This window comes from Shewanella sp. SG41-4, assembly GCF_014164505.1.
Lineage (GTDB): Bacteria > Pseudomonadota > Gammaproteobacteria > Enterobacterales > Shewanellaceae > Shewanella.
In genome coordinates, this window is the sequence record NZ_JACJFI010000012.1 from 1 (window position 1) to 14813 (window position 14813).

The window sequence follows — 14813 nt, forward strand, 5'->3', positions numbered from 1 at the left end:
ATGCGAGGCAATTTATGTTAGAGGGAAAGCGAGAAAGAAGTTACCCGCGCTGCTTAAAAGTGAGTAAGAATGGTTATCCTGTCGCAAAAAGGAAAAATGCCGCTCACCTTAAGTGAACGGCATTAAGCATAAAATGCTCCTTTTTTGTTTACCTCTAAATGAAGCTGTGCCCAAAACGCACTCCAGTGATGGACATCTAGCGCCACAATCTAGCTCAACAATCTAGCTCAACAATCTAGGTGCGCCATGATGTGGCCCTGTTGTCATTATTACTGCGGGGGCTTATTACTCAGCTGCTCATTATTTAGGCGTCACGCAGGTGAAGTTAGTCGCCTCTTCCATGTCGCCAGTGCCGCTATAGGTTGCCACTTTTGGGAAAGGACATAGTGGCCTAGTGCGTGTTTTAGACCAGTTAGCAGGCAACTCAGTATTTTCAGAACGAACAGCAGCCTTTATGCTCTCAGGTGCTTGGCCTTGTTCAACCCACTCAACAAGTGAATCAAGCATGTCAAAGCGGTCTGTAGCCAGTCCGTTACCGCAATGGTTCATACCAGGGACTAAGTATAAGCGAGCAAACTCGTCGGCTTGATTTTCATTAACGTCCTGTAACCCTTTGTACCAATTAACCGTATCGTTAGGTGAAAATACCGCGTCAGAAGTCCCATGAACGACCATCATTTTTGCACCACGATCTCGTAATATCGTCAGATCTGTTGGGTTTGGTGGCGTCATGAACTCCATGCCAGACTCGGTGTAAGTGTCATTAATGTTATAAATACGCTCAACATCGGTATCCATATCGAGACTCATCACATATTCATATGAGCCGAGCTCCGATGAATCGTAAGGGGTTGGTGCGGTTGAGAATATAAATGCCAATGCGCCAGGGTCTCTCATCATTGCCATGAAAAACTCCCAGCCATAATAGTCACTGGTTCCCATACCAGCGTCATAGGGGAAGTCTGAATAAATGGCTGCATCTGTATTGCTATTTCGTGGCCCAGACATAATGTTGGTCATTACTGACTTCTGCGCAGCAGTTAAACATGTGCCATCTCGGTCAGCAGAACAGGTTGGCACATCTCGAGCTAAATCAAATGCATCTTGGCAACCGTAAGTATCTTGTACCATTCCGTCGCTTGCACCATCTAGCGCGTCACATTGCTGAGCGACTTTACTTGAAACGAGTGCAAACTCTTCTTGGGTGAAGCTACTTTGTAAAGAGGTGAGTACATTGTCGGCATCAACATTCACTAGGCTTGAGTATTGCTGAATACCATAAACTTGCGAAACAGCAGCTTTGGGTAGGTTGAAACCAGGGTTACCCACTAAGAAACCATCATATAAATCGGCATAACGTGTAGCGGCAACCATGGTATGGCGTCCACCGTTTGAGCAACCACCAAAGTAGGAGCGGTCAGGCTGTTTTCCATAGGCTGTTTCAATCAGAGATTTGGCCATTGGTGTGAGTTCGGCAACTGCATTGTAGCCATAATCTAAACGTGCTTGAGGATCCATGTTCTGGTCAAGTCCAACCGGACACTTTTCTAAAAGAAATTTCAAAATCAATCGGTGACTGATCAGCATTTGCCGAGTGCAGCCGTTCTACATTGTAATATTTCATATATTTCGCCACATCATCACGCATATGTTGACGAGTTGGCTGTGGTACTTTTAATAACCAATCGTGTTTCAAACTACCAAAAAATCGCTCCACAACAGCATTGTCCCAACACGCTCCCACGTCCCCCATGCTTGCTCGGCAGTCAAATTTGGTTAATAAGCGCCGATAGCCTTTACTGGTATATTGAGAACCTCTATCGCTATGAAACACTAAGCCCTTAGGTGGTTTTCGCAAGCTGTAAGCCTTCAAAAATGCTTTCTCAACTAAGCTTCTCGTCATGCGCTTAGAGATATGCCAGCCGACGATTCTGCGAGAATACAAATCCATTACAACTGCAAGATATAACCAACCTTCGCCAGTTTTAAGATAACTCACATCACCTGCCCAGACTTGGTTTGGCCCTACAGGATTAAAATTCATATTAAGCAAATTATCAGCCACGCTATCACTGTGCTTACGCTTTGTGGTGACTTTATAAGCCAGACGTTGCGTGACCACCAGTTTCAATCGCGCCATTAACTTAATAGTGCGATAACGAGTAATGCTAAACCCTTCTTTACGTAGCGCTTTAGCTAACTCTCTACTACCTAGACTGTTTCGACTGGCTTTGAATAATGCTTTAGCTCGACGAAATAGCTCTAGAGTGTCAGCAGTGATAAGTTCACCAGGTTTTTTAAGCCAAACGTAATACGCTGACGAACTAACCTGCATCACTTTACACGCCATCGAAATAGGATATTTCGACTTAAGAGTATTGATAAATGAATACCTTACTTCATTTCTTTCGCAAAGAAGGCGCTGGCCTTTTTTAGTATTTCGCGCTCCATCAATAAGCGTTTATTCTCTTTGCGTAACAGCATAAGTTCGGTGCGTTCATCTACAGATAATGCATCGCCTTGAGTTAGCTTTTTGTGTTTAGCCACCCAGTTATAAAGAATTTTATCTGTAATACCTAAAGACGCTGCCGCTTGCACTATCGTGTAATTTTGTTCAAGAACCAAAGCGACAGCTTCTTGTTTAAAATCATCTGGATATTGTTTATTTATTCGTTTAGTCATATTCACCTCAATAATGGCATTATTATATTCCTTTATTGAAGTGTCCGGCTAATTCAACCACAACACCATTCCGAATAAGGGCGCAGGTGATGCGTGTCCGGTATCGGAACTGATGACCGCAAATCCTTTGTTTAGTGCGCCAGAATCTTTGCTTTCAGAAATAAGGAAGCGACCCACCGCTTTTTGCACTGAACCATCTAAGCCGCCATTGGCTTGATAATAAAAACGGCCATTCCAGTCAGAAGGTAAACGCATTTCAAAACCAATGGCATAGTCGGCATCTCCGCCCATTCCTATGCCAGTTCTTTCGTTCATTAGCCCTTTGATTAAACAATGTGAAGGAGATGGGTAGATTTCGCCTGCGGCATATTCCACGTCACCCGCAGGGATAAGTTCTGCACTAGTGATTGTAGTATCGGCATAATTAAACTCAGTTGTTAGTGTGGCACAGCTAATAATACTCGCAGGTGTTGCGGCCTCAAGCTGTGGAACCGTTTTTGTGGATGAGTCACTGTTGCAGCCGTAAAGGGCAATACACAAAGGTGCCAAAGCTAGGGGAACCCATAGATTTTCCGTTTTCATACTAATCCTTATTGTTTATACTTAAATAGTAGTACGTCAAACGTATAACATATGGATTTATGAGGTAAATACTGATAAGAATTTAATGACGAAGAGGTCTCAGTTTCGAAATTGTTGGGAAATGGATCGCAGTCGGGGTTAAAAAACAGAAATTTACGCGGTTTGTGGTGAGGATAAATAGGCTGTTAGTAATATGATAAGGTCATTTAGCTGGCTTAGCTGTTGTGTATATGGGTTGAGTAATCATGCTGCAAATCTTGGTGGAATTTTGTTTGACTATGGCTGTAAAAACAGGCTCATGAATAGACATGAACCTGCGTATAATCAAGACTGTATGGTATAAAAAAAGCTATTTTTCAGTGTCTCTATAATCTTTTTCTACAATGTTAAGTCTTAGGGTAAATGCTTGTAAGTGTTCGCGCATTTCCGCCTCTGCTTGTTGGCCGTCTTGTGCAATAACCGCTTCAATAATACCGTCATGCAGGCCCGCAGGATGGACTTTGTCATGGCTAGGTTCAAATTTTGTAGTCGCATTACTGATAACTTGTAACAGAGATTTGACGATAGCAGCTAAAAAACGATTCCCTGACATGTCAGCTAAAATATAATGTACTTTTTGACGTAAATAAACGGTATCAGGGTAGTCTAATATGTGTTCTTCATTGCGTGATGCTTCACGCAATTTTTCTGCCATTTCTGGTGTGCAGTTTTGCGCTGCTAATTTTGCGACCATAGGTTCAATTTGTAATCGTGCCTCGCAGACTTCGGCGAATGACATTTTTTCCATGGTGAACAATTCCTGACACACATTAGTCAGTCGCTCAAATGTCATCAGTTTTACGAAAGCACCACCCATCGCACCTTGTTTAATTTCTACAAGGCCACTCGCTTCAAGTCCTTTAATTGCTTCTCGCACAACGGTGCGACTTATTTGAAACAATTCAATGAGTTCTCGTTCAGACGGCAGTTTATCACCAGCTAAATACTTGCCTTCAAAAATAGCATTTCTTAACTGGTTTCCAATTTCATCGGAAGCTTTGATTTGTTTGACGGGGGTAAAGTTAACCAAGTTCATTGTCCTACGTTTGTTCTTGCCTATATTCTATCATGCTCATACATATGCTTAATAGTTTTACTGATGAAATATCCATGTTTCTACGCCCCTATTTATGCGTTACGACGACTTATAAGTGTGTGACTTAACTCCAATTATTCGCTTTTCTGTTGATATTCATCCTGGATTTACGTCACCGTCGATGCGATGTGTAATTTTTTTGTTAGAAAGTCACAAAATTCATTTTTTTTGAGATCTACTCCATAGATGTAATAACTATCCCTTTATGAGTAATATCATATGTCATACATTTAACGTATCGAATTTGGGGTTAATATTTAACCATTATCATATTAAGACTTTTCCCCACTTTCTGAGCGAGCCCTACTTTTGATGCAAGTAGAACACAGTAGCTCTATACGGTTATGAGCGGGTCCAATATCGCAGTAAATGATGTTGTATCCATTGTGACGGTGGGGGCAAAAGGAGTATGACAATGAGTAATAATGATTCAAACAAGCCGGAAGCAATCGATCAATACACCGCGAATGTCCTGCAAAATGGTATTTCACGACGTAGCTTTTTAACTCGTGCTGCAGTGGGTACTGGCGCAGTTGCATTTACCGGCCTAAGTGGCGGAATGGCTTCTGCTGCAACAGATGAAGCTTGCCAAAACGCAGCTAAAAGTTCAGATGGCGGCGCAACGTTAGAGTTTATGCCTAAGCCGAAACCGATTTCTGACAGACTGATCGCATCGACACAAACGTTCGATGTGGTTGTGGTTGGTGCTGGTGCTTCTGGTGTTCCTGCTGCGTTATCTGCGGCAGAAAACGGCGCTAAAGTTGCAGTATTGCAAAAACAAGCGATTGTCGTGTCTCAAGGTAACACGGGTTCAGGTATTGATTTGGCCAACAGCGACAAGGCTGCCGTAGAAGCAATGGTAAACCGTCTTATGGGTGACAGCGCTCACCGTTGCCACCCAGAACTTGTAAGAGAATGGGCGTATAACTCTGGTGAGGCGGTTTCTTGGGTGATTGATCGTGCTAAAAAAGGTGGCGCGCAAATCGTAGACCAAGGCACAAAAGTGCAACATGGTATTCATGGTGTCACTGAACATAAACTCAACTTTGTTACCTCATTTTGTGGCCCTAAGCCATATACCACCGGTGACGGCATGCGTGATTTGGCTAAAGTGGCTGAAAAAGCGGGTGTTAAATTCTTCTTCAACATGCCTGCACAGCAACTTATCCAAGATGTATCTGGCAAAGTTATCGGTGTTATTGCCAAAGACCGTGATGGTAAGTATCACAAATACCTAGCCAAAAAAGGTGTGATTTTATCGTCTGGTGATTACCAGAATAACGAAGCGATGTGTAATTTCTTCATTCCTGATTTAAAGCATTTCGAACGCAAGCAAATGGATCGTACTGGCGACGGTTTCTCTATGGCGTACTGGGCGGGTGGCGTAATTGAACCTATTGGCCATACCAAAATGTTACACGATTTTGATGCAGGTCCTGCTTCAATGTGTGATATGCCATTCCTTGCTGTTAACCGTAAAGGTAATCGTTTCGTCAATGAAACTGTTGAAATGTCATTGATGAATAACTACCTACGTGATGCAGAAAATGCGGGTAATTACTCTCAGGTCTTCGATTCAAATTACATGACTCAAGCTAAAGACTGGCCTGGAAAACTGTACTCACCTGAAGAAATGAAAATCTATATGCCTGAAGATCCAGCGCCTAAGATCGGCGTGTATGCATCTCAGACAAATACCTACTCAGCCAATACTTTGGAAGAGCTTGCAGTAAAACTTGAATGTGACCCTAAAACCTTCGTTGCCAATATTAAGCGTTATAACGAGCTTTGCAAAACAGGTAAAGATGACGATTTTGGTAAGCCTTCAGCAAAAATGCTTCCCATTGTTAAAGCTCCTTTCTATGGCATTCATCGCCGCATGCGTATCTCAACCCTTTGTTCAGGAATGCTAGTCGATAAAAATCATCAAGCACTTGATGCTGATGGCAAAAAAATTGGCGGTTTATTCGTTATCGGTAACTTAGGTGGCGGCTTCTATGGTGGCGTTGATTACCCACTGACTGTATTCGGATTGTCACTAGGGCGCTGTTATACGTTTGGCTATTTAGCCGGTAAGTACGTGGCCAAGCTATAGGGCGTAAAGACAGTTAAATGGATGCCCGACGTTTGGCACCTTCCCCAATGAATAATGGAATAACACAATGAAGAAATTAACACTGCGCAACACCTTGCTTTGCCTTGCATTGAGCTTTTTCGCAAGTACTGCAATGGCTGACAATACTACCTTATTGGATCAAACTCATGCGGCTAAAGGACTTAAATGTGCTAGCTGCCATGGTAAAGCTGAAACGCGTGAGCCTGTGACTATGTCTAAGTGCGTGACATGCCACAACACTAAAAAGCTAGCCGCTAAAACCAAGGATGTTAAGCCAACAAACCCACATGAAAATCGCCATTTTGGCACCGAAACCGACTGCGTTAAATGTCACAACGTACACCAAAAGTCAGAAAACTACTGTGGTAGCTGCCACCTTCGTTTTGACTTTGTTGTGCCATAAGTCGGCCATTTGGCACCTTAATATCTCGACCACAAGAAAAGTTAACAATAATTAGGATGAGAAAAATGATGATGAAAACAAAACTACTGCCTTTGGTTGTTGCATGTCTCGCTGCAAGTCCAGCTTTTGCGGCTGACCCAATGGGCAATTTATTTAATGATGGTACTGTAAATGGTCAATTTCAATTATTTGACTTCCAACGTAATTTTGATGGAGATAGCACAGACAGACGCGATACCTCATTCGGTGGACTTTTTTACCTGCGCTCTGGTGAGGCTAACGGCATAAGCTTTGGCAGTTCATTTGCTTCAGCTAACCCAATTTGGGATGCAAACGATGATGGTCTGTACGGACTTGTTGGTGGAGGAGCACCAGGCTCTGTGGTAGAACGTACATCAGTTAACCGTTTACAAGAATACTTTGTTAGCGGTAATTGGTATGACACCAAAATAGTCGTTGGTGCTCAAGAGTTACGCACTCCTATGATGAACCCGTTCCCATTAAGAGCAATCCCGTTCACTTACCGTGGTGCCAGTATTAAAAATACCTCAATTGAGAACTTGGGCGTATCAGCACTGTATATCACTGACTACATGGGTTGGACTAACGAAGAGTTTGCTAGTGTGGCTGATGGTATCCGAGGTGAATTTGCACGTAAGGGCGTTTTCATCGATGTTGAAGACAACCCTATTTACGCTTTAGGTTTAGATTACAATCTACCGTTAGAGTCGGTAAAAGCTAAAACCAGCTTGTGGTACTACTCAATGGAAGATGTGTACAACCAGTATCATGTTAAATTGGATATGATCGGTGAAATGGGTGCCGCCAACTGGTATTTCATTCCGTCTTATTTAAAACAAGACTCTACAGGTCTACTAGACCAAAGCGCTGCACAATTCGACACTTACCAAGCAGGCTTCCATTTAGGGATGAAATGGAACGGATTTGATGCCACATTTAAGTATGTGACCACTGGCGATGGCGACGTAGTGGCTCCATTTGGCGATGAAAAAGTGATCATTCAACAAGTGGTTCAGTCATCACGTGCTAACGAAGATGGCTACGGTGCTCAACTCGCTTATAATTTTTCACCCGACTCAGCACTAAGCGGCGTTAGCACATATCTTAACTGGGCTAGCTATGAAATTGATGGCGACTCAAGCAAAGACATCGACGAAACCGACTTTTCAGTGGTGTACGACCTGGCTAAATATGTAGACGGCCTGAGCGTACGCGCGCGTCACGCCATAGTTAACTACTCAACTGGCGACGACTTAACTGACACTCGTTTTTACGTCTATTATAAATTTGCTTTGTAATAGTGCTAAAGCACATATACCGGCTCTGAAATAGAGTGACGGTTTTGATTAAGCCAGTTGGATATTCCAACTGGCTTTTTTATGTTAGTTAGCTTGCAGTATGTGTGGTTTAGTTAGTCAGCATAAAATGAAAAACGCTTGTTCCCTATGTGTCGGAATCAAATGTTTGGTTAGGATTTGGCTAGTTTTGTGGATTAATTATCTATATTGGCTGCTTATCGTTTAACTGCAGTAAGTCCCAAAGATTGCCGTATAGATCTTCAAAAACTGCCACTGTGCCGTAGTCTTGCTCTTGAGGCGGCCGTACAAACTTAATCCCATCGAGTTGCATGCGGTTATAGTCGCGCCAAAAATCGTCGGTATTCAAAAAAAGAAATACCCGTCCGCCGGCTTGGTTACCAATAAAATCATGCTGCTCTGGTTTTGATGCCCTTGCTAGCAGCAACGACACTCCGTTTGACCCTGGAGGCGACACCACAACCCAACGTTTGTCTTGTTCTGCTTGATAGGTGTCTTCAATTAGATCAAACTTCAATTTATTGACATAAAAATCGATGGCTTCATCGTAATCATTCACCACTAGCGCGATGTGAACTATAGACTGTTTCATTATTATCCTTTGATAGCTTTGTAAGTTAGCGAGTGAATTAGCCATTGAGTTAGCTAGTGAATTAGCTAGTGAGTTAATGCAAATTTACTGTGCCATCGATTATGCATTAATTAACCAGAACTCGGGATAACAAATGCCTCGCAAGCAGCCCTTTGCCTTGCTAACTGCGTTACATGAGAAGACTTGCAATAGGCCAGCTATTGACGGGTTAATTCGCCTTGTTAGTAAAACAAATGACAAGTTTGAGAGTGGTTAATGGCTAAGCTTAATATCTTTATCATTCTATTCTCATCTCTACCCCTAGTTGAGGTTAATTCGATAGGTATGGAGATATAGACGCATAAAAAAAGCCACAGCAATGAACTGTGGCTTACTGATACTAGCGAGTCAGTGAATTCTAAATCGATTAGTTCTTTTTAGAATATTTTGCAGCTTCTTCACCCGCTAAGCGACCGAAGGTGATGATGTCTGAAATCGCATTACCACCTAAGCGGTTAGCACCATGAACACCGCCAGTAACCTCACCAGCACCATACAAGCCTGGGATAACCTGCTTCTTAGCATTCATGACTTCAGCTTTAGTGTCGATCATCACGCCCCCCATAGTGTGGTGAACACCAGGTGTAACTTCAATTGCATAGTAGTTACCTTCGTTAAGTGCGCGCGGTAGGTTTGGACGCTCAAAATCAGTGTCTTTACCGCTACTCACTAAGCTGTTGTAACGCGCGACAGTTTCAGTAAGTGCTTTGCCGTCAATACCTTCCATTTTACCTAATTTAACTAGGCTATCTGCCGTTGGTGCAACACCTAAACCAATGTACTTATCAATTTTTGACAGTGACTTACGCACAGAATCATCAAAAATCAAATAAGCTGATTTACCGGTTTGCGCTAAGATAGCGGCCGAGGCTTTATCACGAGTAGTAATTTCGTTAACGAAACGCTTACCTTCACGGTTAACCAAAATCGCACCATTACCACGTACCGCTTCAGTGACCATTACGCCACCTTTAACAGATAGTGTTGGGTGAGCTTGGATATACTGCATGTCTTTCAATGCGCCACCCGCATTTTCAGCCACATCCAGTCCATCACCTACTGCACCAGGTTGGTTAGTAGAGATAAAGCCTTTTAGTGAAGGGTCAAGCTTAGCGACACGCTCGTTATTTTTAGCGAAACCACCAGTTGCTAAGATTACCGCATCGGCTTTCACCCAGTAGTAACCTTTGTACATCCCCTTAACCAGAATACCTTTAACAGTGCCTTTATCATCTTTAAGCACTTCAATACCGCGGGTATTCATGCGTAAGTCGATATTGCGTTTCACTGCATTATCATAAAGTACTTGAACGACATGGGCACCAACACCAGCACCACCAGTTGGACGGTGTGCACGGTTAACAGATGCGCCACCCATCATGCCAACATCAGTTAAATCGGCGCCCATAGCGGTCATCCAATCAACAGAGTCTTTAGAGTGTGAGCTTAATACTTTAACTAATGCAGGGTCGTTTATGTTTTGACCACCTTTCATGGTGTCTTCGAACATTAACTCTGGGCTGTCAGTAATTTTTTTGGCTTTTTGTTGGTCAGTCCAAGCCGCGTTCATGCCGCCTGCAGCCAACTTAGCGTTACCGCCAATAACAGGCTCTTTTTCAATAAGGATGACTTTAGCGCCACCGTCTGTTGCAGATATTGCAGCAGAGAAACCTGCGCCGCCAGAACCGACAACCACTACGTCAACAGTGTCGTGTGGGGCGCTAGCAAGAGCAGCCTGACGTTCTGATTTGTCTTTGGCCAATTCAGCAATAGTCGGCTCGTCACGTAGCCATTTTTTAGCGTAAGGCATGTTGAAATCGAAGCTATGGCAAGAGTCACAATACACCATCGATTTTTCGTGTGCGCTGTGGCATGAGGTACAAGCTACTTCGCCTGGGAAGTGGGAAGCATGCGCATTATAGTGTTCATGTTTTGTCGTTTCAGCGACTTCCTCTAGTGTGCCATGGCAAGATACACATTGGGTATTTTCATAGGTTAAGCTGTCATTTGACAGTTCACCGTCTGGTGTATGGCAACTATCACACTCTTGGTTTTGTACATGGAAATCAGCTAAGTTATCAGCGGCAACAGCAGTGCCCATTAGGCCTGCGGTACCCATTAACGTGGCTATACAGACTGCAAGATTCATCTTTTTCATTTTTTGCTCCCCCTTCTAAACCTAATGACGATTAGTTCATTAACGATAGAAGTCCTCTCATTATTTTAGTCAGGCTGAAGTGACATTAACGTCACTTCACTTTATAAGTACGGTCCAAATTAGCATCGAGTTGATCAGCTATTATGTTCGCTCAATATAATCTTTACCGAAGGGACCGCAATCAACAACCAGATAACCACAAGTGAGGGCAGAAATGACAACTCAATCACAAGCTTAAAAATGTTCTATGCAAACATGCATAGCTATAAAGGGGTATATGCAATTTTGCATAGCGTATGTGGAGATAGATCACATCGAGTTAACATCAAAAAGAAAACGTACATAATGATTTGCTAATTCGGGGAATGCTGCACAGTTTCGGATGGTGGAAATGGGTAATATCGCGGCATGAAAACTCTATTGTTATTACTTATCATCATCACTATGCCTGTGCTCGCGCAAGACAGCATTGTCTTAGGCGTGCATTCAAAAACAGCGCCATTAGAGTGGCGTAATAACGGTGTTGACCAAGGCTTTAATATTGAGTTGATGGATAGAATTGGCCAGCTGACCAATAAGCGCATTATTGTTCGTCGAAAGAGTTTTCAGCAATTGGTAAAAGATGTTCATGATCCTGACAGTGATATCGATGTGATTGCTGTGGTTAGCCCGGTGAACATGGATCGTAAGTTAGCGCAATCGGATCCTATATATGCAACCCACGCTAAAGCTTATACTTTGCAGGGTAAGGCGTTAATCAACAATTGGGCAGATCTTATTGGTAAGCGGGTTGCCATTAAAAAAGGTGCTTTTGTTGATGTGTTTTTATCTGACCATTTGCAAAATTTCGATCGGGTGGATGTTGATCTGTATGAAACTGGTTTTCAATTACTGATAAAAAATCAAGTCGACGTGGTTATTGCTGAAAGCTTTGTTGCGCGGCGTTTACTTCCTATGTATCCCTCGGTACGCAGTTCCAGTGATGCGTTAATTTACGGGGCGTTTAATTTTGTCGCTAATGAAACAAAAACCGAACTGATGTACCAAATTAACGAGGCGCTTAGGCAGTTAAAATTATCGGGTGAATACGACAGACTGGTTAATAAATGGTTTGGCACCGGGCGTGAAAAAGTTGATTTAACCTCTTCCGAAAAGCGCATGTTTGCTCTCGCTGTTTTGGTAGCGATTATGTCTGCTATTGGGATGATTTTCACCGGATTTATAAGCGCTAGTTTACGCCGTCATACTAAAGCGCTTGATGCCGAATTAATTCAACGAAAGCGGATTGAAGTTGAGATATCTGAATTGTCGCAACAGTTCCAGTCTGTTCTCGATGGGATCCCCAATGGCGTGACCATAGTAAACCAGGACCTCCAGCATTTATGGAGTAACGATAACAATATTCACCTGTTAGATTCAGATGAGTTTTACTATGTCGACAACGATGTTTTTAAGCTTAAAGCCGCAGTATTCGATGTGTTATCGACCCAAAAGTCGTTTACTGCCGATATGCGGTATCAGCAGCAGTGTTGGCAATTACAAATTCATCCTATTGCAAACAATCAGGTGGTGGTTTTACTTGAAGAATCAACCGAGCAGCATCGATTGCGCCAGGCTAATGAAGAGGCCAGTCGTCTAGCGTCATTAGGAGAGTTGTCTGCAGGAATTGCCCATGAAATCAACAATCCAACCGGCCTAATTGTACATGCGGTATCACTATTTACCGCGGCCATGAAAGACTTAACGCCTGCCGCTAAGCACTATCAAAAACAAAATCCTTTCTGGCTTATTGCAGGGCTAAACCCAGACATTGCCATCAATGAGTTGCAGTATAGTTGTGGTTCTATTGAAGAGGGCGCTAAACGTATCAGCCGAATTGTTAACGACTTAAAACGTTACGCCATGCCGCATATTGCCGACCAATATAACCGAGTGTGTTTAAATGATGTGGTACAAGTTGCCCTACGTCTCACTGCTAATCAAACAAAATCTCACCAGATCAGCACCATGTTATGTCAACCCAGCCCTTGTATTACAGGCGATGCTCAACAGTTACATCAGGTGTTAATTAATCTGATTCAAAATGCGTGTAATGCCAGCTCAACCCAGTCTGGGGGCATAGAGATAGAGACGTATGTCGAAGCTAATATGGCTATACTGAGTATTAAAGACAATGGCTGCGGGATGGACAGTGCCACATTAAAACGTATCACCGAGCCTTTTTTCACTACCAGACGACACGAAGGTGGCAGCGGCTTAGGGTTGTCGGTGTGCAGTAAAATAATTAAAGAGCATCAAGGCGAAATGCAGATGCTGTCGAGTTTAGGTAAAGGCACCCGAATTAGGCTGACTTTTGCATTGGCACAACAGGATTAGCCCATGAAACTAGCCAGAAATATTTTGTTAATCGACGACGAAGCAGCATGGTTACGAACACTCGCGATAACCCTGAACCGTCTAGTTCCCGAAGCTGAAATTGACACTTGTGTTGATAGTCGTCAGGTGAATAGTCGCTTACAGGTAGGCGACTATGCGCTAGTGCTAGTCGATCTCACCATGCCATTTCATTCTGGTGAAGAATTATTAGCGATGATCCGCAGCGATTTCCCTAACACTCGAGTCATTATAGTGACAGGGGTAAATGAGGTTGATACTGCAGTTCGTTGTATTAAGAATGGCGCTTATGACTACTTTATCAAAACCGACAATGTTGATGAACTCGCCCGCACGGTACGCCGTGCGCTTGAAGTGGTCGGGCTTGAAAGAAACTACCTTTATATCAAAGAGAAATTTTTAAGCCGAACCTTAGATAACCCGCAAGCATTCAATAATATGCTAACTTGCGAGCCACAGCTATTAGATCAGTTTCGCTATCTTGAAGCCGTATCATGTAGCCCTGAGCCCTTGTTAATTTATGGTGCCAGCGGAACCGGTAAAAGCGAATTTGCTAAATCTTGCCATGCACTTTATAGCCCTAATGAACCCTTTATTAGTATTAATCTTGCCGGTATTAGTAGCGAATCCTTCGAGCAAAAAATGTGTGGTCAACTGTATCATCACAATAATGGTGAGCTTGAAGCGGTTGCAGGTTTACTGCATCAAGTGGGCAGTGGAGTGTTGTATTTGAACGACATTGGCACGCTACCACTGGATGCCCAAATTAAGTTATTAGCGCTGTTAGAAAGCAAACAATATTACCCTTTAGGTAGCGATACCGCCTACCCGGTAAAATGTAAGTTTGTGGTATCGACTCAAGATGACTTACTCAAACTTCATCAAGCGGGCCAGTTTAGAAGTGATTTACTCTACCGTTTACGGGCACATAAAATTAAATTACCGCCGTTAGCTGAAAGGCAGTTAGATATTACTATGTTGATCAATCATTTCATCGCTCTGGCCGCAGCCGAAATGAATTTACCTGCGCCGATTCAACCAAGCGACTTAGCGTCAAAACTTGCCAGTTATGATTTCCCCGGTAATCTACACGAGCTCAAAGGAATGGTATTTGATGCCGTTAGTCGCAGTGATGGCATAGCGCTTAACACCTCTGCTTTTATGGAAGCCATTAATGAACACAAGTCATTAACGGCAGCGCCGCAAGATCGAATTATCTTTCCCAAACAACTGCCCACCATTGCGCAAATGAACCAAGCGCTTTTAGATGAAGCCATGAGCCGTACCGCTAATAATCAAACGGCAGCAGCACAAATACTGGGTATTAGCCAAAGTGCATTAAGCAGGCGGCTTAAAGGGCATTAGCGTAATGGGG

11 protein-coding genes are annotated in these 14813 nt (G+C 43.1%); 5 read left to right on the plus strand and 6 right to left on the minus strand.

The genetic code is table 11. The features are described 5' to 3' along the window. Positions 1–300: 300 nt before the first annotated feature. The 4 genes from H5202_RS02455 to H5202_RS02470 form a co-directional block, all read right to left on the minus strand. A complete protein-coding gene (locus H5202_RS02455; RefSeq protein WP_259397163.1) occupies positions 301–1518 on the minus strand; it encodes a tannase/feruloyl esterase family alpha/beta hydrolase in 1218 nt (405 codons plus the stop codon). 7 nt (positions 1519–1525) lie between these two features. After that, a protein-coding gene (locus tag H5202_RS02460) for an IS3 family transposase (protein ID WP_182770654.1) occupies positions 1526–2682 on the minus strand; the annotation gives its coding sequence in 2 pieces (ribosomal slippage) (positions 1526–2436 and positions 2436–2682; 1158 coding nt in all). 48 nt (positions 2683–2730) lie between these two features. Beyond that, on the minus strand, positions 2731–3264 hold the full coding sequence (locus H5202_RS02465; RefSeq protein WP_259397164.1) for a tannase/feruloyl esterase family alpha/beta hydrolase: 534 nt from the start codon (positions 3262–3264) through the stop codon (positions 2731–2733). A 349-nt stretch (positions 3265–3613) separates the two neighbouring features. Next, on the minus strand, positions 3614–4339 hold the full coding sequence (locus H5202_RS02470) for a FadR/GntR family transcriptional regulator (protein WP_182770655.1): 726 nt from the start codon (positions 4337–4339) through the stop codon (positions 3614–3616). A 475-nt stretch (positions 4340–4814) separates the two neighbouring features. Between H5202_RS02470 and H5202_RS02475 the strand changes: the two genes are divergently transcribed. The 3 genes from H5202_RS02475 to H5202_RS02485 all read left to right on the plus strand — a co-directional run bounded on the left by H5202_RS02475 (position 4815) and on the right by H5202_RS02485 (position 8237). Further along, positions 4815–6494: an FAD-dependent oxidoreductase gene (locus tag H5202_RS02475; RefSeq protein ID WP_011639109.1), complete on the plus strand. Its 1680-nt coding sequence runs from the start codon at positions 4815–4817 to the stop codon at positions 6492–6494. A gap of 67 nt (positions 6495–6561) precedes the next feature. Then, a complete protein-coding gene (locus H5202_RS02480; protein ID WP_011639108.1) occupies positions 6562–6918 on the plus strand; it encodes a cytochrome c3 family protein in 357 nt (118 codons plus the stop codon). 65 nt (positions 6919–6983) lie between these two features. Continuing rightward, positions 6984–8237, plus strand: coding sequence for an OprD family outer membrane porin (locus tag H5202_RS02485; RefSeq protein ID WP_182770656.1), 1254 nt, complete (start codon positions 6984–6986; stop codon positions 8235–8237). 202 nt (positions 8238–8439) lie between these two features. On the opposite strand, the gene H5202_RS02490 is transcribed toward H5202_RS02485, so the two are convergent. Further along, positions 8440–8847, minus strand: coding sequence for a VOC family protein (locus H5202_RS02490; protein WP_011639106.1), 408 nt, complete (start codon positions 8845–8847; stop codon positions 8440–8442). 406 nt (positions 8848–9253) lie between these two features. Further along, a complete protein-coding gene (locus H5202_RS02495) occupies positions 9254–11044 on the minus strand; it encodes a flavocytochrome c (protein WP_182770657.1) in 1791 nt (596 codons plus the stop codon). A gap of 408 nt (positions 11045–11452) precedes the next feature. On the opposite strand from H5202_RS02495, the gene H5202_RS02500 reads away from it, so the two are divergent. Further along, entirely contained in the window at positions 11453–13420 is a 1968-nt protein-coding gene (locus tag H5202_RS02500) for an ATP-binding protein (protein WP_182770658.1), read from the plus strand. A gap of 3 nt (positions 13421–13423) precedes the next feature. After that, positions 13424–14803 (plus strand): sigma-54-dependent transcriptional regulator, encoded by a 1380-nt coding sequence (locus H5202_RS02505; protein ID WP_182770659.1) that lies wholly within the window; start codon positions 13424–13426, stop codon positions 14801–14803. Positions 14804–14813 lie beyond the last annotated feature (10 nt).